Source organism: Bacillus sp. CFBP9009 (assembly GCF_036541465.1).
In the GTDB taxonomy this organism is placed as follows: domain Bacteria; phylum Bacillota; class Bacilli; order Bacillales; family DSM-1321; genus Peribacillus.
In genome coordinates this window covers 240,942-265,530 of the sequence record NZ_JAZHFU010000002.1, presented here as the reverse complement: position 1 = coordinate 265,530, position 24,589 = coordinate 240,942, and the positions used below count along the sequence as shown (strand labels likewise).

Here is a 24,589-nt window from a genome sequence, read left to right as displayed (position 1 = left end):
AACAATGATGCTAGGGTTCATTTAGGTGAAAAGCAGATGTTATCTATAAAGCAAAAAGCGTTCATCCTTACTTTTATTTGATAGGAGGAGTATGATGTCCGATTTGCTAGATGTTACTATCGGGAAACTGCTTGAAAAGACAGCTGAACAATATGGTGATAATGAAGCTGTGGTTTACCATGAACTTGGCCTTCGCCATTCGTATCGCGAATTTGAAAAGATTTGCCGAAAGGCAGCCCGGGGATTCATGTCACTCGATATTGAAAAAGGGGAACATATCGCCATTTGGGCGTCCAATAAACCGGAATGGCTTATATCCCAATTTTCCACCGCGAAAATGGGCGGAGTGCTGGTAACGGTCAATACTAATTACCGTACAAGTGAACTGGAATACCTGCTCAAGCAATCCGATTCGACGACGATCATCCTGATGGAACAATATAAGGATCATTCATATATAGATACGCTGTACGAAATCGTTCCTGAATTGAAAAATGCAGAACCAGGAAAATTACAATCTGAGAAACTGCCAAAATTGAAAAATATCATCGTTTTAGGTGAAAAGCGTTATCCCGGAACGTTTTCGTGGGATGAAGTCATTAACGGGAGCGAATCCGTTTCGGAGGAATTGCTGGACATGAGGATGGAGGAATTGGCTCCCGGTGATGTGATTAATATGCAATATACATCAGGGACGACAGGATTTCCAAAAGGAGTGATGCTGACTCATTCCAACTTGGTCAATAACGGATTGAATGTCGCGGAATGCATGAAGCTTACCGAAGCTGACCGGCTTTGCATCCCGGTTCCGTTTTTTCATTGTTTCGGCTGTTCCCTTGGCACGATGGCCTCTGTTTCAGTAGGGGCAACAATGGTGCCGATCGTGGAATTTAATCCACGCGTTGTCCTTCAGACAGTTGAAGCCGAAAAATGTACGGGGCTTCATGGTGTGCCGACGATGTTCATTGCTGAACTTAATCTCGATGACTTTGACCAGTATGATTTAAGTTCGTTACGGACTGGTATCATGGCAGGATCCACATGTCCGATCGAAGTCATGAAAAGCGTGGTGAATAAGATGGGCATCTCGGAAATTACGATTACTTATGGTCAAACGGAATCTTCTCCAGGAATTACGATGACAAGAACGGACGATCCGATCGAACTTCGTGTTTCCTCAGTGGGAAGGGCTTTGCCGAAAGTGGAAGTGAAAATTGTCGATCCAGCTACCGGGGAAGAAGTCCATCGGGGCAAACAGGGTGAACTCTGTTCTAGGGGTTACCATGTAATGAAGGGATATTATAATAACCCGGAAGCCACTGAGCAGGCGATTGACCGGGAAGGCTGGCTTCATACGGGAGATTTGGCGGTGATGGATGAAAGGGGTTATTGCAAGATTACAGGCCGGCTGAAAGATATGATCATTCGCGGAGGGGAAAATATTTACCCCCGTGAGATTGAAGAATTCCTCTATCAACATCCTGCAATTGTCGATGTCCAGGTACTCGGCGTTCCGGATCAGAAGTACGGGGAAGAGGTAGCGGCATGGATCATTTTGAAAGCAGGAGAAACTCTTACGGAGAAAGAATTGATAGAGTATTGCAAAGGGAAAATATCTTTTCATAAAATTCCCCGTTACATTCAATTTACCGATGCTTATCCAATGACTGCATCCGGAAAAATCCAAAAGTATAAGCTTCGGCAACAAACTCTTGACCTACTAACGGAACGCACTAAATAAGGAGGATATCGAATGATTCGAAAAATTCTTATCGCAAACAGGGGAGAAATAGCATCACGCATTATTCGTACATGCAAAAAGCTGGGAATACTTACTGTCGCTGTCCATTCGGAAGCAGATTTGGATTCGCCTTTTGTGGGATTGGCGGATGAGGCATATTTATTGGGTGGCCCGAGAGTACAGGAAAGCTATTTAAACGTCAATAAGATTTTGGAAATAGCTAAGGAAAGCGGAGTGGAGGCCATTCATCCTGGATATGGATTTCTTAGTGAAAATGCAGATTTCGCACGTTCATGCGAAGAAGCCGGCTTGATATTCATTGGTCCCAAACCAGAGATCATCCAGCAGATGGGCAATAAAGTCGAGGCGAGGAAAAAGATGGAGCAAGCGGGACTTCCATTGGTGCCTGGATTTTCACGTCCGTTAATTGATAGTGCAGAAGCTGCAGCCGTTGCCGAAAAGATTGGCTACCCAGTCATGTTAAAAGCAGCAGCAGGCGGCGGGGGAATCGGCATGCAGGCGGTTGCTAATGAAGATGAACTGACCAAAGCCTTCGAGGGGAATCAAAAACGTGCCCAATTGTTTTTTGGCAATGGAGATATGTTCATAGAAAAATTGATTGAGAAGCCTCGTCATATCGAAATTCAGGTATTGGCGGATTCCTTTGGGAATGCTGTTTACTTATGGGAAAGGGAATGCTCCGTTCAAAGGCGCCACCAGAAGGTCGTGGAAGAGGCTCCATCTTCTTTCCTTGACGAAGAAACAAGAAACAGGATGGGAATGGCTGCAGTGAAAGCAGTAAAATCCATCGGTTATAGCAATGCGGGCACCCTCGAATTTTTAGTTGATGCAGATAAAAACTTTTATTTCCTGGAAATGAATACACGCCTTCAGGTAGAGCATCCTGTCACCGAAGAAATTACGGGACTGGATTTGGTTGAACAGCAAATTAAAGTTGCCTCTGGCGACAAATTGGAATTCACGCAAAGTGAGATTAAACAGGATGGACACTCCATTGAAGTGCGCATATATGCTGAAGATCCGAAAACCTTTTATCCAGCACCGGGGAAAATCACAAGCATGGAACTTCCGAAAGGGGAAGGGATCCGTCATGAATTGGCTGTTCATGGAACTTCGGTCGTATCCCACTTTTATGATCCGATGATCGCCAAATTGGTGGTGAGCGGTGATTCAAGGGATAAAGCGATCGAGAGATTAAGAGAAGCGCTCGCAAGCTATAAAATTGAAGGAATTAAAACAAACCTTCCTTTGCTGATGGAAATCATTTCTCATGAAGCTTTTTCCCAAGGAGATACGACTACGGATTTCATTGCAAAATATATAAAAAAATTGACTGTATAACGCATCTTTTAAAACATAATGATCAGGAGGAATGTAAGATGGCAGAATTAAAGGCAAGCATGGCAGGAAGCGTTTGGAAAATCGTAGCGAACGAGGGGCAAAGTGTAACCGACGGACAGGATATCATTATCTTGGAATCAATGAAAATGGAAATCCCCATTGCAGCCGAGGAAGCTGGCACAATTAAAGAACTTAAAGTGAATGAGGGGGATTTCGTGAATGAGGGCGACGTTTTGGCCGTCATTGAATAAGGGGACGGAGGGGTAAGATGAATTGGCCTGAAAAAGTGACAATTAAGGAAGTGGGTCCGCGTGACGGACTGCAAAATGAAAAGGTCATGATACCTGCAAAAAGCAAAATGGATTGGATCGATCAGCTCTCTGATACAGGATTATCTTATATAGAAGTGACTTCTTTCGTCCATCCAAAGTGGATTCCCCAATTGAGTGATGCCGCCCTGGTGGCTAAGGGAATAAAGCGAAATCCCGGTATCACTTATGCGGCCCTTGTACCCAATCAAAGGGGACTGGAGTCGGCTCTTGAAGCCAATATCGATGAAATTTCCGTGTTCATGTCATCCAGTGAAACGCATAATCTTAAAAATATCAATAAGTCGATTTCCGATACCTTTCCAATAATGAAGGATGTCATAGGGACAGCAGCTAACAGCGGGAAAACGGTTAGGGGCTATATTTCAACCGTTTTCGGCTGTCCTTATGAAGGGGAGGTTTCGACCGAACAGGTTTTCCGTGTTTGTGATCAACTTTTTGAATATGGAATCAATGAAGTCTCATTGGGTGATACCATTGGGGTCGCTTCTCCAAGACAGGTTGCACTGTTCCTTGAACAGGCTGTAAAAAGATATGATATAAGCCGGATTGCCCTCCATTTTCATGATACAAGGGGAATGGCACTCGCAAATGTTCTTGAATCACTTAATTATGGTGTGGACACTTTCGACTCTTCGCTCGGAGGTTTAGGAGGATGCCCGTATGCACCAGGTGCGAGCGGAAACGTGGCAACGGATGACCTGATTCATATGCTACATAAAATGGGAATTCACACGGGTATCAATCCAGAAAAACTAATGAAGGCTGCGGCCATGATGCAGAGCTTTTTGGAAAAACCATTGCCTAGCCATCAGATGGCTGTTTATAACGCACAATAAGAGAAAGTGAGGTGAATTTATGACTTCATTAGTTGAGATCAGTCATGAAGAAAAGGGAATTGCCCTAGTGACTTTGAATCGGCCGGATGCTGCTAATGCCTTATCCACGGAATTGCTTCATTGCTTAGTTGAAGGACTGGAGGAATTGAAAAGTGATTCCAATTTACGAACAGTCATTATAACGGGAGCAGGTGAAAAGGCGTTTTGTGCAGGTGCGGACCTTAAGGAACGAGCAGGTATGAATGAGGATAAAGTCAGGGAGACAGTCAAGTTGATTGGAGATACGATTACGGCTGTAGAAAACCTTCCAGTTCCGGTCATCGCCGTGATTAACGGTTCGGCTTTTGGCGGAGGGCTGGAGTTGGCACTAGCTTGTGACATACGCATCGCATCTGAAACGGCGAAGGTGGGACTGACAGAAACATCGTTAGGCATCATCCCAGGCGCCGGCGGTACACAGCGACTGCCGCGGATAGTCGGAATGCCGACAGCGAAAGAACTGATTTATACGGCTAGGAGACTGGATGCAAAAACAGCACATGCCTTGAAAATCATCAGTCATGTATATTCACCCCAACATTTACTTGAGGAAGCGAAAAAATTGGCTAAGGAAATTGCGGTCAATGCCCCATTGGCACTCAGGGCTGCAAAAGCGGCGATCAATCAAGGGGCTGAGACTGACTTGAAAACAGGATTGCAAATTGAAAAAGAATGCTATCAGACAACTTTAAAAACCCGTGACCGACTGGAGGGTCTGTCAGCATTCAAGGAAAAGCGCAAACCGGTATTTAAGGGCCAATGATTTCAATTGAAGGAGGAACAGGGATGGTAACGACGGATAAACTAACCGAAACGGTTGAGACGATTAAAAAAGGCGGTTTAGAAAAATATCATCAAAAAAACGCTGAAAAAGGAAAGCTTTTCGTACGTGAACGGCTCGAACTGCTTTTCGATGAAGGGGTTGAAATAGAGGACGCTTTCTTTGCTAATTGTGCCAGTGATGGTCTGCCTGCCGATGGTGTGGTTACAGGCATCGGGAAAATCAATGGTCAGAGGGTCTGTGTCATGGCCAATGATTCGACTGTTAAAGCTGGTTCCTGGGGAGCAAGAACCGTCGAAAAAATCATTCGCATTCAGGAAACAGCTGAGAAGTTACAGCTGCCCCTTCTTTATTTAGTCGATTCTGCCGGGGCACGAATTACAGATCAAGTAGAAATGTTTCCGGGACGCCGCGGAGCAGGACGTATCTTTTACAACCAAGTAAAGTTATCAGGAAAAGTCCCGCAAATTTGTCTATTGTTCGGTCCGTCTGCTGCCGGCGGGGCATATATCCCAGCTTTTTGTGATATCGTCGTAATGGTTGATGGCAATGCATCCATGTATTTAGGTTCACCAAGAATGGCAGAAATGGTCATTGGCGAAAAGGTGAGTGAAGAGGAAATGGGCGGGGCGAAAATGCATTGTTCCGTTTCAGGATGCGGAGATGTGCTTGTCAAGTCAGAAGAAGAATCGATCGCGTTTGCGCGCAGGTACTTAAGCTATTTTCCAGGAAATTATCAAGAAAGGCCTAAAAGCGTAAAACCTGAGCTGCCTGCGGATTTTGAAAAAACGTTGGAAGAACTGATTCCTAAAAATCAGAATGCAGCCTTCAATATGTATGACCTGATCGATAGGATTATAGACAGGCAATCGTTCTGTGAAATCAAGAAGCTATTTGCCCCTGAATTAATCACTGGGCTTGCAAGGCTAAATGGACAAACGATAGGGATCATAGCCAATCAGCCGCGTGTCAAGGGCGGCGTCCTGTTCCATGATTCAGCTGATAAGGCAGCCAAGTTCATCAATTTATGTGATGCTTTCCATATACCGTTGTTGTTCCTGGTGGATATTCCAGGATTCATGATTGGGACGAAGGTCGAACGGGCAGGGATCATTCGCCATGGTGCGAAAATGATTTCGGCCATGAGTGAAGCCACGGTTCCCAAGATTTCTGTCATTGTCCGTAAGGCTTATGGTGCTGGACTATATGCGATGGCCGGTCCAGCTTTTGAGCCGGACTGCGTTCTGGCCTTACCGACGGCATTGATAGCGGTCATGGGGGCAGAAGCTGCGGTCAATGCAGTCTATGCCAATAAAATCAATGCAATGGAACCAGAAGAGCGCCCTAAATTCATCGAACAGAAGCGCAATGAGTATAATGAAGACATCGATATTTACCGCTTAGCATCCGAGATGATTGTTGATGGCATCATCCAGCCAAATGACCTGCGTGATGAATTGAGTGCCCGCTTTGAAGCGTATAGCAGTAAGCAATTGACATTTACCGATCGTAAACATGGGGTCTATCCCGTTTAAAGAATTCAATAAACAAGCCCGGTCATGATGACCGGGTTTTGTTTTCATGTAATAAAATAAATGATTTTTTAAATAATTAGAAAATTTTTCTGATTTTGAGTTGCTAAATTACACAAGGAAGAGTACTATAATTAGTAATTAATGATTTACTAATTACTTAATTCCATACTTAGTGAAAGAAAGTGAGAGTTGCCATGGCTCAGCAGGAAAAAAAGAAATATATTACTCCAGATGGATATACGGCAGATATTGCGATCTTTACGATTACTACGAAGAAAACGGCAGAGAAAGCCCCGCCTGAAATGTTTTTGAAGCTATTATTAATCAAACGTGCCACAAAAGATAAGGAAGGAAGCCCGAATGTTGAAGGAGATAAATGGGCTTTACCCGGAGGTTTCGTCAATGCTGGCGAGACTGCTTATGAAGCTGCCAAAAGAGAATTGAAAGAAGAAACGGGCGTAACTGGATTCCATGTCAAGCATTTCGGGGTTTATGACCGGCCGGGACGCGATCCCAGGGGATGGATCATATCCAATGCTTTTTATGCCATTGTCCAGGAAGAGTTTCTTCATCAAAGAAAAGCGAATGACGACGCAGCCGAAGTTGAATTGTTCACGATTCAGGAAGCCTTACAATTAGATCTAGCATTCGATCATTATACAATTATAAACGATGCGATGAATTTAATGAAAAAAGAAATGGTGCAAACGACGATAGCCCAAAAATTCCTGCCGGATGAATTTACACTTTCTGAACTGCAACGGGTTTTGCTGACAGCCAGAGATGATGCAAAAATCAGCGCTGACTCACTTTTTTATGCAAAAGCCCCTAAACTCCCGTTTTTGGAGAAAGTCTTGGATGAAAAGGGAATGCAGAAGAAAACGAAACGTAATTCGTATCGGCCTTCACAGCTTTACCGATTTAATGCAGAGGTTGTCATGGACTCTATTTACTATTGAGGGGGAATCGTGCAATGGGAAAAAAGGCATTGATCAATATCGATTATACGTATGACTTTGTGGCAGACGGAGGTTCATTGACCTGCGGGAAGCCAGGCCAGGATATCGAGAAGGCACTTGTCAGCATAACCAAGGAATTTATCAAACAAGGCGAATACACAGTCTTCGCGATTGACTTACATGAAGAAGGAGACCGCTTACATCCTGAATCGAATTTGTTTCCACCGCATAATATTAGCGGTACAATGGGTAGAGACCTATATGGGGCGTTAAAAGAAGAGTATGAAACAAATAAAAATCAAAAGAATGTTCATTATATAGATAAAACGCGTTATTCGGCATTTGCAGGAACGGACCTAGATATCCGCCTAAGGGAACGCCACATTACTGATGTATATTTAGTCGGGGTTTGTACAGATATCTGTATTTTGCATACGGCAATCGACGCTTATAATCTAGGCTATAATATCTTTGTATATGAAAATGCAGTGGCCTCGTTCAATGATGCCGGTCACCATTGGGCGCTTGGACATTTTAAAGGATCTCTTGGAGCAACCATTCTATAATATCCATTCAAGCAACAGAATAGAAGGGAAGCGAATGCTTCTCTTTTGGGAGGAACTATCCATGGAAAAAAAGTACAACGACGACAGTTACGCATTACACACTGACCTTTACCAAATCAATATGGCCCAAACTTATTGGCAGGACAAAACACATAATCGAAAGGCAGTTTTCGAGATATTTTTCAGAAAGCTTCCATTTAATAGCGGATATGCGATTTTTGCGGGACTTGAAAAAATTGTCCATTACCTTCAAAACTTTTCCTTCTCGGAAAGTGATATCGACTATTTAAAAAATGATCTGCACTATGATGAAGAATTTTTGAATTATTTGAAGAACATTCGTTTCACGGGAGCGATTCGCTGTATGAAAGAGGGAGAGCTCGTTTTCGGCAATGAACCGATATTACGGGTGGAGGCACCGCTTGGTGAGGCTCAACTCATTGAAACTGCTTTGCTTAACATTGTGAACTATCACACACTCGTGGCAACAAAAGCTTCACGCATCAAACAGGTAATCGGTGAAGAATCTGCCCTTGAATTCGGTTCAAGGCGGGCGCAAGAAATGGATGCTGCAATTTGGGGAGCGAGAGCGGCCTATATTGCTGGCTTTGATTCCACTAGTAATGTACGTGCTGGAAAGCTGTTCGGCATTCCGGTTTCAGGGACGCATGCACATTCCATGATTCAAGCTTATAAAGATGAATATACAGCTTTTCATAAATACGCTGTTTCCCATAAAGACTGTGTATTCTTGGTTGATACTTATGATACATTGCGTTCTGGCATCCCGAATGCAATCCGTGTTGCCAAGGAACTGGGCGATAAAATCAATTTCATTGGCGTCCGTCTTGACAGCGGTGACTTAGCTTACTTATCAAAAGAAGCACGGCGTATGCTTGATGCTGCAGGGTTCCATGATGCGAAGATTGTCGCTTCCAATGACTTGGATGAATATACGATCATCAATTTGAAACAACAAGGAGCAAGAATTGACATTTGGGGCATCGGAACCAAATTGATTACGGCTTATGACCAGCCAGCGCTCGGTGCTGTTTATAAAATGGTTTCAATAGAGGGCGAAGATGGGAATATGAGAGATACCATCAAAATTTCTTCTAACCCTGAAAAGGTTACGACACCTGGCTTAAAACGAGTATACCGAATCATCAATAAAGTGAATCATCATGCTGAAGGTGATTATTTGGCGATGGAATATGAGAAGCCGCAGGAACAGGAAAAATTAAAAATGTTTCATCCTGTCCATACCTTCCTAAGTAAATTCGTCACGGATTTCGATGCGGTTGATCTGCATGTGGATATATTCAAGGATGGAAGTTTGATTTATGAATTGCCGACCATAGATGAAATCAAGGCCTTCACGCAAAAAAATCTCCAAGTATTATGGCCGGAGTACCTTCGTGCACTGAATCCTGAAGAATACCCGGTAGATCTAAGCCAGGATTGTTGGGATAATAAAATGAGGAATATAGATGAAGTTAAAGCCAATGTAGAAAGAATGCTAACGAAATGACCAATCTATTTTATTAGAAAGCGGGGCTATGCCAATGCGTCCATTACAAAAAGAAATCGTAAAAAAATTACTTGTCCAACCAACGATCGATCCTGAAGCCGAATTCAGGAAAAGTGTTGATCTTTTAAAAGGGTATATGAAGAAAAATACGTTTCTGAAAAGTTTTGTACTTGGGATATCCGGAGGTCAAGATTCAACACTGGCGGGGTATATTGCTCAAACCGCTGTCAATGAATTGAATGAAGAAAAAAATGGCAGCGACTATAAGTTTGTTGCTGTAAGCTTGCCATATGGAGTACAGGCTGATGAAGATGACAGGCAGCTGGCTTTAAAATTCATCAAGCCAAGCCAAACGGTTACTGTCAACATCAAGGAAGCGGTGGATGCTTCAGTAAAAGCTGTGGAAGCAGCGGTTTCTGAAAAGCTATCGAATTTCTTAAGGGGAAATGTCAAGGCACGTGAGCGAATGAAGGTACAATATGATTTAGCCGGACTGTATAAAGGCGTTGTGCTTGGTACGGACCATGCAGCTGAAGCGATCACAGGTTTCTTTACGAAACATGGTGATGGTGCAGCGGATATCCTTCCATTATATCGCTTAAATAAAAGGCAAGGAAAAGAAATCCTGAAATTCGTCGGTGCTCCTGAGCGTCTTTATACGAAAATACCAACGGCAGATTTAGAAGATGACAAACCGTTACTTCCTGATGAAGTGGCTTTAGGCGTTAGCTACGATGAAATCGATGATTATCTTGAAGGCAAGGAAATCAGAACGGAAGCTGCCGAAATCATCGAAGGATGGTATACTAAAACCGAACATAAACGCAATGAAGCCATTAATGTTTATGATACTTGGTGGAAATAAAAGAACGAGTGAAATTTGAAATAAGTTATCCCGCATCACATAAGATGCGGGCTTTTTGGCAAGACCTAATGAGCACCTTGGCCAACACATCGGTTATGAAAATTTTACCGGCAAGGGGGAAAACGAAATGTCGACTCTACATATGGATATATCCAGGATTATTGAAGAAACATGCAAGGAAATTGAATTCTCGGGTGTTATCGCTGTGAAAGCGGGAGATGACCTGATCCATAGCTCAGCACATGGCTATTCCAATCGAGCGGATGAAATCATGAATACGACCGAAACAAGGTTCGGTATTGCTTCCGGTTGTAAACTGTTTACCGCGATAGCCATTTGCCAGTTAATACAAAAAGGAAAACTTAGGCTTGATTTTAAGCTTAAAGACTGTCTTCCTATCGTGTTTCCTGATTTCCATCAAAATGTAACCATTCATCACCTCTTAACACACACTTCGGGCATTCCGGATTACTTTGATGAGAAAGTGATGGATGATTTTGAAGAGCTTTGGCAGAAAAATCCGATGTATCATATAAAAAGATTAAAAGATTTCCTCCCAATGTTTCAAGATGATGTGATGATGTTTGAACCCGGGGAAAGATTTCATTACAATAATGCAGGCTATATTTTATTAGGACTGATTGTTGAGGAACTAACCGGACTCCAATTTTCTGAATATATCGACAAGAACATCTTTCTTCCTTGTGAAATGATAAATTCAGGTTATTTTTCCATGGACCAGCTTCCTAAAAATACTGCATTAGGGTACATAGACAAAGAAAGTGGAGCATGGAGAACCAACGTTTATTCCCTTCCCATCAAAGGCGGTGCGGATGGAGGGGCGTATATTACCGCATCAGATATGTTCAGGTTTTGGGATGGGTTATTTTCCAATCAGTTACTGAATCAAGAATATACCAATCTCTTATTGGAAGCCCATATTGCTACTGAAGATGAAGGGGAATACTATGGGTATGGTATATGGATCCGTAAAAAAAATGACGGGATTTTCAAATATCATCTTGTGGGGTATGACCCGGGTGTAAGTTTCAATTCTGCGGTATATCCGGCAAATCGATTGAAAACCGTTATTACTTCAAATAAAAGCAAAGGTCCATACCATATTACTAGAGCGATTGAGAAAGAATTATAAAAACAAATGGAACCTTTCCACTAATGAAGGGTTCCATTTATTTATAGTTAATGTGAATTCATTCAAGTATTTTTTTAAGAAAGGGACGAATTCGCATTCAATTGCTCCATTTGTTCCAAAACTTCTGGATTTTAAAAGGGATGAAACTTCACCTGGACCTTTATTCAAGAACGCGGCTTTAATGATATGGTTCATCACTTTTCCATATATGGTCTTGGGAAGCTCGTTAAGGAGGTAGATTTCTTTAGGTTTCAAGGCTTTTCCAAACAAAGAATTTGTATATTTAGATATCTTGAAGTAGAGTATATTTAATATACATTATTTTAACCGGTATTTTCCGATGGAGGTTCTTTTTACTTTATGAAGGCAAGATATGAACTCGCGAACATGAACTTAACAGTAAGCAATGTGACTTTACGTAATGCTGCGGATAGTTATGTCCTCTTGAAAGCTGCAGATGATCAAAATAATGAAATCACGATCAAGCTTTCCCACGAACAAGCGGAATTTCTGGAAGCGGAATTAAGGGAAGTAAATCGCCGTCGCAGGGAAAATAGTCCTGATATACCCGGAAATGACCAGGAACATATTAATGACGACGATTCTTTTAATCTGTTCAGCATTGATTTATTCAATGAAAGTGAAACGAAGTAATCCCCCGAATCAAATTTGCTTCTCTGTAACCTTCCTTCCCATTTAAGATGATGCTACAGAGAGTTTATCATTCCCGCCAATACAAAATCCGAATTTCTAGTTATTGAAAGGCATTAGGAATGTTTTAAGCAAGGTGACCTATCGTTACCTTTATTTTGATTGCTTGAAAAAATTCTTCACCAAAAGGAATATGGATGAAAGTACAGCAAAAACCATGAAAAATACGATGTACCCCCAAAGGCCTATCGCCGCATCTTGAAACTCCATATTCCCCCTGCTGGTAAGGGCTTGCTGTATTTCAATGGCAAATACTAAAACAACCATGACAGTAAAGGTATAAAGGAAAGAGAGTATCGTTATCCCAAAACGCATCCGGGCAATTAAATTAGATAAAAATAACACGAACAAAAATATGATGATACCGATGATTCCCATTATCCAAAAATGCAGATCTTTGTCCGTTGCATTTGAATTTAATGTGTCGCTTACAAAGAATAGGATAAAATCGTGAAGATTATTGACGATTTCAGCTAATATCTGGATGAATTCTTTCATTTTTTCACACCTCCAATCCTTAGATTATAGCAGGTTATAAATCTATATAGAAGAGGGGAGGTCCTCGGGGTTGCCAGACTGACCTTCGATGGTAGTAATGTGAAATCATAAACATGCTAAGAGAAGTATATTCTGGGAAACGTTAAAAAAGCATAAGTGATTGAAGAAGTCAGGACATGCAAGTTCAGTTAAATAAGGGTAGATCGAACAAAGTACATAGAAAAATAAAGTAATTCATGGAAAGCAGGAGTGACTATTTCCAATGTTTTTAATGCCTTTAGCAATCTTAGCCATGATTGTTTGATCGGTTTCTTTTTTTATAAAGTAGTAAAACTTAATGCTTAGAGTTGGAGGAAAAAAGGATGAATGATGTACATAATCATGTGTTAACAGTAATTGATTTTATGAAAACCGGACACAAAACTTGTTTTGTGAAAGTAATCGGTTTTGATGCTGAATCCGGACAGGATTTTGAAGGTGAAGTTAAATTTGTCGGTGATTTGCCTTTTGGTGATTTGATTCATCCCGAACGGTCACATTTATCTTCCACTTGCAGGGAATTTGTTCGGGATGATTTGTTGCACAGATACAGTCATGGGCAGTTTGAATGAACTGGTTGGAATTTTTATAGAGAATCCAATGAGATGATATTCTGTTCGATTGTTTAAAATTGGTAAAATGGCGGGTATGAAGAATATGGTATGTAGGAACTTTTTTATGCCAATCTTCTCTTTCAACTGACAAAATAGCATATTTCTCCCTATTTAACTCTCGGACTATAATCCTTATAATATTAAATAGGAAAATATGACATTTAGTGTAGGATTATACTGTTTCTGAGGTGAGTTTCATGGTTTATGCAGATATTTTGAGTAATATACACTCTGCTATCTCCAGTAAAAAAGCTGATTTACATGTGAAAATTGAACGTTTAGAAAATGCGAAGAACGATATTATAAAAGAGCAGAGCATGTGCTTAAACGAGATTAGGAAAATAAAAGACCCTGAGCTAGGTGGCAGCTGGACAGGGAATCGCTCGGATCAATTTCAGGAAGCTCGTCATGATGCCTATAATGTGATGTTTAGTATCATTCATGACGATTATGACGATTACCAATGGAAAATTGAGGCGATGATTACAAAGCTGAATGCCGAGAATACGCTTCTGAGCATAGCGGGGAATATAGCCCAAGAAGCCGATTCCCTTTTGAGCAAAGGCGAAGAGGCATTTGAGCAGCTGGAAAGTAAAATTTCAGATTTAAAAAGGCGGTTGTTTTAATGACGACAATCAAACTGAATCATCCTGCCGTAACAAAGCAAGTCGATCAGGTGAAGACGGCACTTGGTACAGTCACGCTTGGAAATTTGCCGGCAGGCGAGCTGGGCAGCAATAAATTGGAATTCACTTCGAAATGGATCGACCGCGAAACGAACCTGGAGAAGGTCTTGGAGCAATATATCAAAATCGTCCAGAAAAATGTGGAAGATACCCGTGCCAACATTGACTTATTAAAAGAACAGGATGAAGCCATCACCCATACGTCTTCATATGGGTATCAGCGATGAAGATATATGAAGCCGAGACATTGACGGCCGCAACCAAGTCGCGCGCCAAGCAATATGAAGAACTAAAGAAGGAAGTCACAGCCCTGAAAAAGGAATTTCAGGGCATCGTCGGCCTGGATAACGAGTTTCAGGGAGCCGGTGCTGCCGCCATCAAAAGCTTCTATGAAGCGCAAATCGAGGTGGCGGACGCCTGGATGGAGCTATTCACGACCCAAATCAGTTTTTTGGAAGGCATTCCAGCCAGTCTTGAAGAGGCGGACCTCTCCGGAAATACGGTTGTCGAGGTTCCCTTTTTAGATGGCGAAGTGTCGAACGGCATCAACCAAGCGAAGTCGCTTGTCGATCAACAAGCGAACGATCTTCAAAAGATCCTGAACAGCATTGACGATATCCTGCCTCTTGATATATTCGACCAAAAGGACTTTAATGAAAAAATCACGCTGGCCGGGCACAGGCTGGATGACACCGTGACAAAGGTCGAGAATGTCGACCGGCAATTGATCGAGGAATATGATGTGTCCGTCGGGCAGGAAAACGTGGCCGTTGGCCTCTTTCGTGCCTTGCTTGATGCCACCAAACAGGACGGCAACGTTTCGCCGATGACATTCAATCAATCGGCATTCAAGAGCAGTGATGTCTATCAAGTGAAGGATGAAGTCGCCGGTCAGATGAAAGACTATCAAACCTTCAAAAAGCAGCAAGCCGAAGCCCGGAAAATCGAACAGGAAATGGAAGAACTCGAAAACCGCCCATGGTACGAAAAAGCCTGGGATACGACAAAAACCTTTACAGGGGAATTCACGGGATATTATGATTCTATCAGGGCCTCAACCGGAGTCGATCCAGTAACGGGCCGCAAGCTGTCCGATGCCGAACGAATCGCCGCAGGCGCCATGGCAGCCGCTGGATTCATCCCCGTCGTCGGCTGGGCCGGCCGGGCCATCAAGGGCGGCAGCGCCATCTACAAAACGGCCAAAGGACTCAACGCAGCGAACCACGCGCTCGATGCCTATAAAACGACAAAAGGCTTTAGCCTCCTCCAGAAAACCGAATACGGGATATACGGACTCCTCGCAGCCAACGGCCTCGGCGAAGCCGTCACCGGCAAAGACATGTTCGGCAACCAGCTAACCGAGGAACAGCGCCAGAATGGGCTGTTGATGGCACTCGGAATCGGCGGTGTGGCAGGTGCGGCCAAAGTCGCCGATAAAGTAGCGAGTGGTACAAAGTTCATCCCTTACAGCAAGGAATTTGCGCAAAAGCAGGTTCAGAAGGTTCAAGCTACAATAACAGACATAGCAAGATCAGGAAAAACCACGTTAAAAAATATAGGTGAAGAACTAGGTAAAAAAGAAATTCCTAAACGGATAAGTGTGGAACAAGTTTCCCTCGCAGGAGGACCAAACCTTCCCCACGTTGTAATGGAAAAGCAGACAATTAAGGAAGCCTATCAGAAATTCACGGTGAAGGATAGCAAAGTAGAGGCGGCTTCAGGGGAGAGTGTTCCTAAGGGTACGGGTAAAGGTATTTCTGGAGTAAGTGAAGTCAAAACATTTATCGACAACGGAAAACAGTTTACAAATGGTAGAAAAAATAGGTTGAAGCCTGATATTAGGTATAAAACTGGAGAGTATGATTACTTATATGAAACAGATAATTTAGGTAGGATTTCAAAATTTGAAACAAAAAATTTACAATTAACAAAGAGAAAAGACAGATTGTCACACAGCAAGAATACACCAGGTAAAGTAAAAGGTCAGGACCATGCAGGACATTTGGCAGCTGATAGGTTTGGAGGATCACCTAAAATTGACAATTTGGTATCGCAATTATCTGATGTTAATTTGAAGAAATATAAGAAAGTCGAAGATAAATGGGCTGCAGCTCTAAAAGAAACACCACCAAAAAAAGTAACAGTTGATGTTGCTATAAATTACTCTGGGAATGATATGCGCCCAGACAAATTTATAGTTAATTACACTATTGATGGTAAGCCGGGCAGTGCAAAATTTAAAAATTTATAAAAGGAGTGCAATGTAGTATGAAAGAATTTGAAGATAGATTTAGTGAACTGCAAGCTGATATGATATCCATTTGTATGGAATATGTTGAAGATAGAGCCGATAAAGTATATGTTTATGCTTCATGTGAAGAAGATATGATATCGAGCAGTTTCTTTTATTTAATTAACAATAAGTATGTAGAATGTCATAAGGTGAACGATGCATTGGAGAATGGGGACGAAAGATATGATGTATCTACAGAACGACAGTTTATGGTATTAAATATTATCAATGATGATGCCGAAAAAATTGAAGAATTATGCAAAGAATACGAAAGAGACATGCCAACGGAGTTGAAATTAATATATGATGCTAAGAGTGGCAGTCTTCAAGCTGAATACAAGTATGATTTAGTACATACAAATGATGATATAAAAACGGCAGATGATTTTGCTGATGAGTGGTTTGAGGAGGTAAAAAATAATAATCTTTAAATTGTTTACAGTTAAAGATATGCTGGAATTTGAATTAATGGCGCATGAAGGTTATTCCTTCAAGAAGTGTCAATGTTATTTTAATATTTAGGCAATAAGAAAGAGAATAGGGCGAGATGACATTTTTCTAGATAGGACCACTCCATAGATGTCATCGGCAACCAAACAAGCGAGAGTGCACAAGCTCATAGGTTTAAGCGTGACACTTGTCAAGATACAAAAAAGATGTCATACTGTCAACATAAAATATGAAACTTACAAACTTATGAAAACTCAAAGAAATTACTAAACTTAGAACATGTATGAACTTAAAGCACTTGATTGTCTACTATAGGCAACGAGTGCTTTTTAGCGTAAAAATTTAATAGAGCACTATAATTTTATAAGTACTCTAAATGTTAAATTCTTATTGTCGTGTTTATAGACTGTAATGACTGTGAACAGTGTATTACGAGAGTAGAGGAAAAAAGAAACTATCTTTAAAAATGTTTTTAGGGTAAAGTAAAATGGAAGATTAATCCAATAATTGATCTGCCATGAGACCAAGTGCGATCTGTACGGCTTAAACGCAACGGTCTAGGCGAAGCAGTTACAGGCAAGGACATAGCTAATTGAGGAACAGCGCCAGAACGGACTGTTGATGGCACTTGGAATCGGCGGAGTGGCAGGTGCGGCGAAGGTCGCAGATAAAGTAGCAAGTGGTACAAAGTTCATCCCATACAGTAAGGAATTTGCGCAAAATCAGGTTCAGAAGGTTCAAGCCTTCGGCAGGGAAATCGGTAAAGTGAAAGTGCCTCTCCGTATCAGGGTCGAAGAGTTAGCCACGGCGTATGGAAACAACTACAAGCATGTCACTTTTGATAAAACGACTATTAAGGATATAGTACAGAAGTTTGCGGTGAAGAGTGATGGTGGTAAGGGTACAGGCATGTTATACCATGTCCAAAGAATCTCAGAAATAGATGTTATGTTCAAGCAAAATCCAAAACACAATGCAGAAGAATTTGCAAGACAGTTAAAAGACCAAGAAAAAGGGTTGAATGATTTAACTATTGAAGAGTATTTAAAGAATAGAGAAAGATATATAGAAGAAGGAAGAGCTTTAGAAGGGAATGCAGCTCAAAAACTTGCTAGAAAAGAAGCTTTAAAAGAAAAAGTTTTAGAATTACGTAAACAAGGATTGTCTAGACAAGACGCAAACAAAAAAGCAAATGAATGGTTAGAAACTCAAGCTGCTCTCCATAACCCGGATCAAATTGCGGGAGGAAATCCTATTAATATAGGTGGAATGGGGGATAAAAAAGTTAATTCTTCGATTGGTTCTCAATGGAAATACAGAATAGATGTATTAGATGAACAAATAAGAGAGCTATCAAAAACCATGGTTGAATCAGAAAGAAAATCAACATATTTAAATGTTAAATTAATGAATTAATTATTGGAGGGAGAATAATTTGTCAAATAATGTATTTGAAGGATTTATATTAGAAGAAAAAATTGATAAAGAAGTCATCGATAAATATAAAGAGAAGATACCAGAACAAATAACAGAAATATGGAGGCAATACGGGTTTGGGAGTATATTAAAAGGTTATTTAAAATTGGTAAACCCTGATGTATTTGAAGAACTTTTAAAAGATGTATATATAAGAAGCGAAGATGCTATTCCGTTATTTGCTACATCTATGGGCGATATAATTGTTTGGGAAAAAGGAAGATATTTAAATTTGCTAAATTTTAGAAAAGGCAATGTAAATGTTATTTCAGCTGGTTTTGACTTTTTTCTAGATGATTTAAATGATAATAGCTTTATTGTTGAAGAATTAGAATGGAATCCTTATCCTGAAGCAGTTGATAAATATGGAGAACCAGATTTTGATGAATGTTTTGGTTATACCCCTCTCCTTGGATTAGGTGGACCAGATAAAGTGGAAAACCTGAAAAAGGTGAAACTTATGGAACATATTTATCTGATTACTCAATTCATGGGACCAATCGAATAAGGGAGAACCAATCAAGTTGAAAAGATTATGATTATAATTATGAAGATCTATCAGATTCAGATAATCACGAAAGAAGGGTTATTTGGGAATATACTTGCTTGGGTCTTTTACATGAATCTGAATATGATAAGAATATTTTAGAAGAATACCTTAAGAATGAATATTGGAGGACAAGAAGAGCTTGTTCTTTTGAATGACCTTAACGCAAAAGTTAAGGTCTTTTGTCTTTTCATTGTTGAAATATGAAAATGGATCATCTTACGCCATATCGGGCTCCTCCGATAATAGGCCGTAAGGACTTAAAATCATACAGATTTACTTCAAGGCAAGGTGGCTTAGAAAAAAGTGGCAAGTGGTACAAAGTTCGTCCCTTACAGTAAAGGAATTTGCGCAAAAGCAGGTTCAGAAGGTTCAAGCTACAATAACAGACATAGCGAGATCAGGAAAAGACACGTTAAAAAATATAGGTGAAGAACTAGGTAAAAAGGAAATTCCTAAACGTATAAGTGTGGAACAAGTTTCCCTCGCAGGAGGACCAAGCCTTCCCCAAGTTATGATGGAAAAGCAGGCAATTAAGGAAGCTTATCAGAAATTCACCGTTAAGGATAGCAAAGTAGAGGCTGCTTCAGTGAAGAGTGTTCCTAAGGGGACGGGTGAAACAAAGAACCTTAGTAGTGCTGGAAATAAGATAGAGGTTGGCAAAGTTGATTTGGATGAATTAAGGAAAAATTGGAATGTTCCTGAGACTAATACAATAGCTGTGGGTAGAACAGATATCAAAGGACTTGAAGATTTAACTTTTAAAGGAGGATCTCCAGAAGTAAGAAAAGAAGCAGGGTTACCTTCATTAGACGAAATCTTACCTAATAGGGATATTAGGGCCCCGTATGATCATTTAAAAAACCCTAAATTAGCACAGTTCACAAGGCATGCTGAAGAAGGAGTTTTAAATGAATTTGATTCTGTCGTAAAAAAAGCAGGAATCGAACCAAGCGATATTACAGGAACTTTAAGAATTCACCAATCTAATCCGAGAGGTGTTTGTAATAAGTGCAGTAAAGGATTGCTGAAACCCTATCCAATTGAAAAAAAGTGGTATATTTTATCAAGCTAGCAAGAAATATCCCAACCTAACAATAGTCGTAACATCGGAGATTGATGACAGTGTTAAAACCAATGGTTTGCTCTCTTTTGTTTTAAAAGATGGGAAAATCGAATAAATATAAGGAGGAACTTATGGAAAATAAATTATTTGATAATATACAAAGTGAAGTAAAAGTGGGCTTTGTTTTAACTGTGGCTGAAAGAGTATTTTCTGTTATCAGTAAAGACGATGAAAGATATCCAGAAGGGAGAGAAGCATTGGATAAATGTTGGTTATGGGTAGAATCCCATGCTGTAACTGGGGATGAACTGTATGAGCTTATTGATAATGCAGACTATACAGGAATCTCAGAATTTGCTGAGGAAGAAGAAGAAATGAATATTGCTAGACTATGGTCACTACTAGTTGATGCTGTTGCTTATACATCTTGGGAAGCTTTTAATTTAGAAAAAGTAAAATATTTACCACAATCACTGGAAGGTATTCATGCAGATAGTATCACAATCTTTTTAAATAGTGCAGTTGAAACCAGTTTTCTCACAGTAGATGAAATTGAGAGAATGGAATCAGTTCTTCATGATTATCTGTGTACAGATAATAAAATCCTAATAAATAGAGAAGAATTTATAAAATTATTTTAAACATCCAATAAACCTATGGATTTGTCTGTGTTACGTACTTCAAGATTTACAATAGAACTTTTAACATATTAATAATTTCGTTTGTTTATGAAGGTGATAACTGGTAAAACCAGTTATCACCTTCATTATTCCTAAGTATACAGATTATAACTTTTGGTAAGGGCTGTTGTTAAAAACTACTAAGAACATTTGAAAATAGAGCAGGGGGATAAAAAATGAATGAATCAAAACTAAATGAATATTATCAGAAAATAGCTCAAACTGTAAATGAGATGATTCCAGAAGAATGGAGTAAAGTAATTTTGTATGGAGAAGTTACTGAGGGGACAGGGACTGCGTTCTTTTTCTATCAGTCTAATATTACTGATAAACTCATATATAGTCACGATATCCCTGAGTTACATTGTATTAGTAGAATAGAGTATAGAGATACATGGCGGAGGTTAATAAAGGTTTTAAAAGAATTATCAGATGAATTTAAAAATAATAATCAAGAAAGAACAATGGACCAATTTAACTTTTACTTTAGAAAGTACAGGGAAATTTAAGGTTGACTATGATTATGAAGATCTATCGGATGCAGATGATCACGAAAGAAGGGTTATTTGGGAATATACTCGTTTGGGTATTTTACCTGAATCTGAATATGATAAGAGTATTTTAGAAGAATACCTTAAAAAAGAATAATGCAGAACAAGAAAAGCTTGTTCTTTTTATGACCTTAACGCAAAAGTTAAGGTCTTTTCATGATTGATATGAATATCAGTTAGATTTAACACTTGAGTGCCAACAGTTGCTTTTTATTATTCTGAGAAGAAATTCAAGTATAAAACACATTAAAGAAGGAATTCTCATTTAAAGAATTCCTTCTTTGCATATTATTTGTTAAGAAATGATTTTTCGAAAAATTCCAGAAGATGCTCTAAAGTGATTGGATCACTGTAGGTAGATGCTTTACTATTTATTTCAAATATACGATCGTTCTTAACTGCAGGTATATTTTTCCACGTTTCGGTCTCCACAAATGAATTAACCACATCCGGGTTTTTACTAAAGATAATATAATCTCCAGTATATTCAGGAAGCACTTCAGATGAGAGGACATAAATGCCGGATTTAAGTGCCTTTTCTTTTACTTTTTCAGGCATTTTCAAGTCCATTGCTTGATACAATATTTCTGTTCCACGTGCATAATTATTTCCAAATACATAAAACTCCTTAGCATCATTTTCAATCACAGAAACGGTTGCATCTTCACCAATTTTTGCACGTATCGCTTTTCCAGCGGATTCTGCACGCGTTTCGAAATCTTTAACCCATTCTTTTGCTTCCTTTTCTTTATTTAAGAGTTTTCCGATTTCTATTTGCTGTGATAAATAATCTAATTTTCCCCAAGTGAATACTACAGTTGGAGCAATTTCATTTAGCTTTCCAATATTTTTCATCTCGGATCCCGCTATGATTAGATCCGGTTCCAGTTCAATGATTTTCTCGAGGTTATCTTCTGATACGACTTCCACTCCCTTTAGCCTTTCTTTAAAAAGGGGATTCATATTAGTCCATTGGTCTATCCCAACGACATTACCTTCTAAAGCCAATACATTAGGTCCATTAGAGAGAGCAATTATTCTTTTTGGGTTTTTAGGAATCTCAATAGGGCCAGTTTCTGATTGATATGTAACTGTTTCTTTTTTAGCCTTGGATGCATTATTTTCGTTCGCTGTCTCTTTGTTCCCGCAAGCACTAAGAATAAGTACGAACAAGAGTAGGAAGGGGATGAATAGCTTTTTCATTCTGATATTTCTCCTTATTAATTATAGAGTAGGTTAAAAACATATCAAAAAAATGTCTAATTAATAATGATATTCATTTTCAATGACTACATCAATATATTAATGGTAATGATAATCATTGTCAATAACTTTCGCCAGATGGCTAAACTCTGTGTACTAAAAAATTGCAGTGTTCGCAGTCATCATTTTCTGCCTGCGTCGTTAAATACTTGATGTTGAAGTCTTCCGTTAAATTTTGATTAATCTATAATATTCAATTTGATTAGTATTTGTTTACATAACTATATTATGGTCTAATAGTTGAGAAGTCATATATATTTGAACTAAAATTTGGAAATATCTATAATTCTATAAATATAGTATAGAAAGGAAGAATTATATGAAAAAGTTAAAAAAGGGTTTTTAATCGTGTTAGCAAGTTTTTGTTTTTTATTACTAAACATTTCGACACTGGTTTCAGCTCATGAAACTAAATCAAAACGAACGGTAATAACCAGTGAGGATGGATCAGTAGTTCTAACTCAAATAAAAAAGGATGTATGGGTACATACAACATATACGGAAATCCAAGGTAATAAGATTGGTGCGAATGGTCTGGTTCTTAATACTTCAAAAGGAATCGTCTTAGTTGATGCAGCTTGGGACGATATACTGGCAAAGCAATTATTGGATATGATAAAAAAGGAATTCAAAAACCTGTCAAGCTGGCTATAATAACTCACCACAAATATGATAGAATCGGAGGTATACAGGCATTATTGGATCAAAAAATAAAAACGGAAAGTACTCCTGAAACTGCAAGGTTGGCAAGAGAGTTCAACTATCCTATGCCTGATCCTTCACTGGATTCAATGGCATCAACTTTAAAAGTTGGGAATATGAAAATCGAAATTTACTTCCCCGGGGAAGCCCATACTTCTGATAACATGACGATATGGCTTCCAAAGTATAACTTATTATTTGGTGATATGATTTTTGCACTGGAACAAAAGAATTCGGGGATAATTGATGAAGCTAACATGGAAGCTTGGCCAAATACGATGAAGAATTTAATGTATGTGTATAAAGATGCGAAAATCGTTATTCCTGGTCATAAAACTTGGGGAGATTTCAGTTTGCTTCCACATACATTGGAAATTGTCCAGCAACATGGAAAATGAATTAATTAATTCTCATTCACTTCTAATCTTTAAGCAACTTGTCCACACCTTCCATTAGTCCATGCATATACAATAGTAAGGAGGGTGTTAGTATGCAGATAAATAGTTGTTATGAAGAAAAATGTTTTGAGAACAATGACCCGAGTACAGTATGGTTTCCTTGAAAACGTTGTGAATGTAAAAAATGCAAAAAAAACAAGCATCGTTTTTATTAATCACTAAAAGAATGAAACAACTGTAAAACAATTGTTCAACAGGGGCAGTCCTAGTGGCTGCCTTTTTTATTTGGACATGAAGTTGATGGTGAGCAATGCTCTGATATATAAAAGCTTAAAAACACTCAACCGTGATGGCTGAGTGTTTTTAAGCTAGTCTTTCTTAAGAATCTGCCTGCTTTGCTGAATGATTTCATTATTTTTATTAATCGCTTCAACATTGTTTAATTTAACATGGTCATTGATCAATTCATTGTCTTCCATATATTCAAGTAACAATTCGACGGACTTATCCAATAATCTTTCCAGTGGGATTTCCCTTTCTTCTGCCAAACGAGTGATCCGCATGTTTAAATGAGAAGCGAGTGAAGAAACGAATGGATCTCTACCTTCGTTCATTTGCCATGCCCCCTTCCTCTTTAATAGCTTCATTTTATGATGGAAAGGATTGGAAGGCAAATGGAACAAAATGAATGAAAAGCTGGTTAAATCGATTGAAAGTGTGCTTGTAGCTGGATGATTTTTGGATCGGACGCTGTCAATTTATTATTTATATTACGCAATCTTTAATAATTATTTTGCATAAAAAATAGAAGCTACCCAAAATGGATAGCTCCTCATTTGTTTTATTTTATTCCAATTACTAAACTGGTCCATTAAGACTCTCGGTTTTCGAACCAACTAAAATAGTATCTACTAC

General features: G+C 39.5%; 29 protein-coding genes and 1 pseudogene. 27 read left to right on the top strand and 3 right to left on the bottom strand.

All coding sequences use genetic code 11. The features are described from left to right. The first annotated feature begins 103 nt into the window (after positions 1–103). From V3595_RS06440 to V3595_RS06385, 12 genes are all read left to right on the top strand, one after another. Positions 104–1,741, top strand: a complete 1,638-nt coding sequence (locus V3595_RS06440) for an AMP-binding protein (protein WP_485906765.1) — start codon at positions 104–106, stop codon at positions 1,739–1,741. Between the two features lie 12 nt (positions 1,742–1,753). Then, a complete protein-coding gene (locus V3595_RS06435) occupies positions 1,754–3,103 on the top strand; it encodes an acetyl-CoA carboxylase biotin carboxylase subunit (protein WP_485906050.1) in 1,350 nt (449 codons plus the stop codon). A 38-nt stretch (positions 3,104–3,141) separates the two neighbouring features. Further along, positions 3,142–3,354 (top strand): acetyl-CoA carboxylase biotin carboxyl carrier protein subunit, encoded by a 213-nt coding sequence (locus tag V3595_RS06430; protein ID WP_034312225.1) that lies wholly within the window; start codon positions 3,142–3,144, stop codon positions 3,352–3,354. A gap of 17 nt (positions 3,355–3,371) precedes the next feature. Then, on the top strand, positions 3,372–4,271 hold the full coding sequence (locus tag V3595_RS06425) for a hydroxymethylglutaryl-CoA lyase (RefSeq protein WP_485906048.1): 900 nt from the start codon (positions 3,372–3,374) through the stop codon (positions 4,269–4,271). Positions 4,272–4,290: 19 nt separating this feature from the next. Beyond that, complete coding sequence (locus tag V3595_RS06420) at positions 4,291–5,073, top strand: enoyl-CoA hydratase (protein ID WP_485906046.1); 783 nt, start codon at positions 4,291–4,293, stop codon at positions 5,071–5,073. 23 nt (positions 5,074–5,096) lie between these two features. After that, the gene (locus tag V3595_RS06415) at positions 5,097–6,626 is read left to right on the top strand and encodes an acyl-CoA carboxylase subunit beta (protein ID WP_350302525.1); all 1,530 of its coding nucleotides are present in this window, start codon (positions 5,097–5,099) and stop codon (positions 6,624–6,626) included. A 194-nt stretch (positions 6,627–6,820) separates the two neighbouring features. Continuing rightward, the gene (locus tag V3595_RS06410) at positions 6,821–7,585 is read left to right on the top strand and encodes an NUDIX domain-containing protein (protein ID WP_485906044.1); all 765 of its coding nucleotides are present in this window, start codon (positions 6,821–6,823) and stop codon (positions 7,583–7,585) included. Positions 7,586–7,599: 14 nt separating this feature from the next. After that, entirely contained in the window at positions 7,600–8,151 is a 552-nt protein-coding gene (locus tag V3595_RS06405) for a cysteine hydrolase family protein (protein WP_485906042.1), read from the top strand. Between the two features lie 61 nt (positions 8,152–8,212). Further along, the gene (locus V3595_RS06400; protein ID WP_101221977.1) at positions 8,213–9,682 is read left to right on the top strand and encodes a nicotinate phosphoribosyltransferase; all 1,470 of its coding nucleotides are present in this window, start codon (positions 8,213–8,215) and stop codon (positions 9,680–9,682) included. Between the two features lie 34 nt (positions 9,683–9,716). Then, a complete protein-coding gene (nadE, locus tag V3595_RS06395; RefSeq protein ID WP_485906040.1) occupies positions 9,717–10,547 on the top strand; it encodes an ammonia-dependent NAD(+) synthetase in 831 nt (276 codons plus the stop codon). A 127-nt stretch (positions 10,548–10,674) separates the two neighbouring features. Continuing rightward, a complete protein-coding gene (locus tag V3595_RS06390) occupies positions 10,675–11,700 on the top strand; it encodes a serine hydrolase domain-containing protein (RefSeq protein ID WP_485906038.1) in 1,026 nt (341 codons plus the stop codon). Between the two features lie 360 nt (positions 11,701–12,060). Continuing rightward, the gene (locus tag V3595_RS06385) at positions 12,061–12,354 is read left to right on the top strand and encodes a hypothetical protein (RefSeq protein WP_485906036.1); all 294 of its coding nucleotides are present in this window, start codon (positions 12,061–12,063) and stop codon (positions 12,352–12,354) included. Positions 12,355–12,504: 150 nt separating this feature from the next. On the opposite strand, the gene V3595_RS06380 is transcribed toward V3595_RS06385, so the two are convergent. Beyond that, complete coding sequence (locus V3595_RS06380; protein ID WP_485906034.1) at positions 12,505–12,909, bottom strand: hypothetical protein; 405 nt, start codon at positions 12,907–12,909, stop codon at positions 12,505–12,507. Positions 12,910–13,271: 362 nt separating this feature from the next. Between V3595_RS06380 and V3595_RS06375 the strand changes: the two genes are divergently transcribed. From V3595_RS06375 to V3595_RS06320, 12 genes and pseudogenes are all read left to right on the top strand, one after another. After that, positions 13,272–13,520 (top strand): hypothetical protein, encoded by a 249-nt coding sequence (locus V3595_RS06375; protein ID WP_485906033.1) that lies wholly within the window; start codon positions 13,272–13,274, stop codon positions 13,518–13,520. A gap of 239 nt (positions 13,521–13,759) precedes the next feature. Continuing rightward, complete coding sequence (locus V3595_RS06370; protein ID WP_283902511.1) at positions 13,760–14,188, top strand: YwqH-like family protein; 429 nt, start codon at positions 13,760–13,762, stop codon at positions 14,186–14,188. Then, positions 14,188–14,475 carry a YwqI/YxiC family protein gene (locus V3595_RS06365; protein WP_485906031.1) on the top strand — a complete coding sequence of 96 codons (288 nt, stop codon included), beginning with the start codon at positions 14,188–14,190 and terminating at the stop codon, positions 14,473–14,475. Before V3595_RS06370 ends, V3595_RS06365 begins: the two co-directional genes overlap by 1 nt. Beyond that, positions 14,472–16,499, top strand: a complete 2,028-nt coding sequence (locus V3595_RS06360) for a T7SS effector LXG polymorphic toxin (protein WP_485906030.1) — start codon at positions 14,472–14,474, stop codon at positions 16,497–16,499. The genes V3595_RS06365 and V3595_RS06360 overlap by 4 nt, the downstream gene beginning before the upstream one ends. 17 nt (positions 16,500–16,516) lie before the next feature. Beyond that, the gene (locus V3595_RS06355) at positions 16,517–16,972 is read left to right on the top strand and encodes a DUF600 domain-containing protein (RefSeq protein ID WP_485906028.1); all 456 of its coding nucleotides are present in this window, start codon (positions 16,517–16,519) and stop codon (positions 16,970–16,972) included. 640 nt (positions 16,973–17,612) lie between these two features. Then, a complete protein-coding gene (locus V3595_RS06350) occupies positions 17,613–18,407 on the top strand; it encodes a polymorphic toxin type 15 domain-containing protein (RefSeq protein ID WP_485906026.1) in 795 nt (264 codons plus the stop codon). Positions 18,408–18,426: 19 nt separating this feature from the next. After that, a complete protein-coding gene (locus V3595_RS06345; RefSeq protein ID WP_377451216.1) occupies positions 18,427–18,975 on the top strand; it encodes a T6SS immunity protein Tdi1 domain-containing protein in 549 nt (182 codons plus the stop codon). Positions 18,976–19,016: 41 nt separating this feature from the next. Further along, positions 19,017–19,172 (top strand): annotated as a pseudogene (locus tag V3595_RS06340) (hypothetical protein); the annotation flags it as partial. Positions 19,173–19,327: 155 nt separating this feature from the next. Next, entirely contained in the window at positions 19,328–20,089 is a 762-nt protein-coding gene (locus V3595_RS06335; RefSeq protein WP_485906023.1) for a hypothetical protein, read from the top strand. A gap of 122 nt (positions 20,090–20,211) precedes the next feature. Next, complete coding sequence (locus V3595_RS06330) at positions 20,212–20,721, top strand: Imm6 family immunity protein (protein ID WP_063235989.1); 510 nt, start codon at positions 20,212–20,214, stop codon at positions 20,719–20,721. Between the two features lie 215 nt (positions 20,722–20,936). Beyond that, entirely contained in the window at positions 20,937–21,269 is a 333-nt protein-coding gene (locus V3595_RS06325) for an immunity protein YezG family protein (protein WP_485906021.1), read from the top strand. Continuing rightward, on the top strand, positions 21,193–21,408 hold the full coding sequence (locus V3595_RS06320; RefSeq protein WP_485906020.1) for an immunity protein YezG family protein: 216 nt from the start codon (positions 21,193–21,195) through the stop codon (positions 21,406–21,408). The genes V3595_RS06325 and V3595_RS06320 overlap by 77 nt, the downstream gene beginning before the upstream one ends. A gap of 191 nt (positions 21,409–21,599) precedes the next feature. Here V3595_RS06320 and V3595_RS06315 read toward each other — a convergent pair whose 3' ends face one another. Beyond that, the gene (locus V3595_RS06315) at positions 21,600–22,484 is read right to left on the bottom strand and encodes an iron-hydroxamate ABC transporter substrate-binding protein (protein ID WP_485906018.1); all 885 of its coding nucleotides are present in this window, start codon (positions 22,482–22,484) and stop codon (positions 21,600–21,602) included. Between V3595_RS06315 and V3595_RS06310 the strand changes: the two genes are divergently transcribed. The 3 genes from V3595_RS06310 to V3595_RS06300 all read left to right on the top strand — a co-directional run bounded on the left by V3595_RS06310 (position 22,450) and on the right by V3595_RS06300 (position 23,674). Beyond that, positions 22,450–22,551 (top strand): hypothetical protein, encoded by a 102-nt coding sequence (locus V3595_RS06310; RefSeq protein WP_402902453.1) that lies wholly within the window; start codon positions 22,450–22,452, stop codon positions 22,549–22,551. The two genes, V3595_RS06315 and V3595_RS06310, sit on opposite strands and share 35 nt — an antisense overlap. Positions 22,552–22,922: 371 nt before the next feature. Next, a complete protein-coding gene (locus tag V3595_RS06305) occupies positions 22,923–23,228 on the top strand; it encodes an MBL fold metallo-hydrolase (protein WP_485906016.1) in 306 nt (101 codons plus the stop codon). Next, the gene (locus V3595_RS06300; RefSeq protein ID WP_485906014.1) at positions 23,153–23,674 is read left to right on the top strand and encodes an MBL fold metallo-hydrolase; all 522 of its coding nucleotides are present in this window, start codon (positions 23,153–23,155) and stop codon (positions 23,672–23,674) included. Before V3595_RS06305 ends, V3595_RS06300 begins: the two co-directional genes overlap by 76 nt. A 368-nt stretch (positions 23,675–24,042) precedes the next feature. Here the strand turns inward: V3595_RS06300 and V3595_RS06295 are convergent, their stop codons facing one another. After that, a complete protein-coding gene (locus V3595_RS06295; RefSeq protein WP_485906013.1) occupies positions 24,043–24,288 on the bottom strand; it encodes a hypothetical protein in 246 nt (81 codons plus the stop codon). Positions 24,289–24,589: the final 301 nt, after the last annotated feature.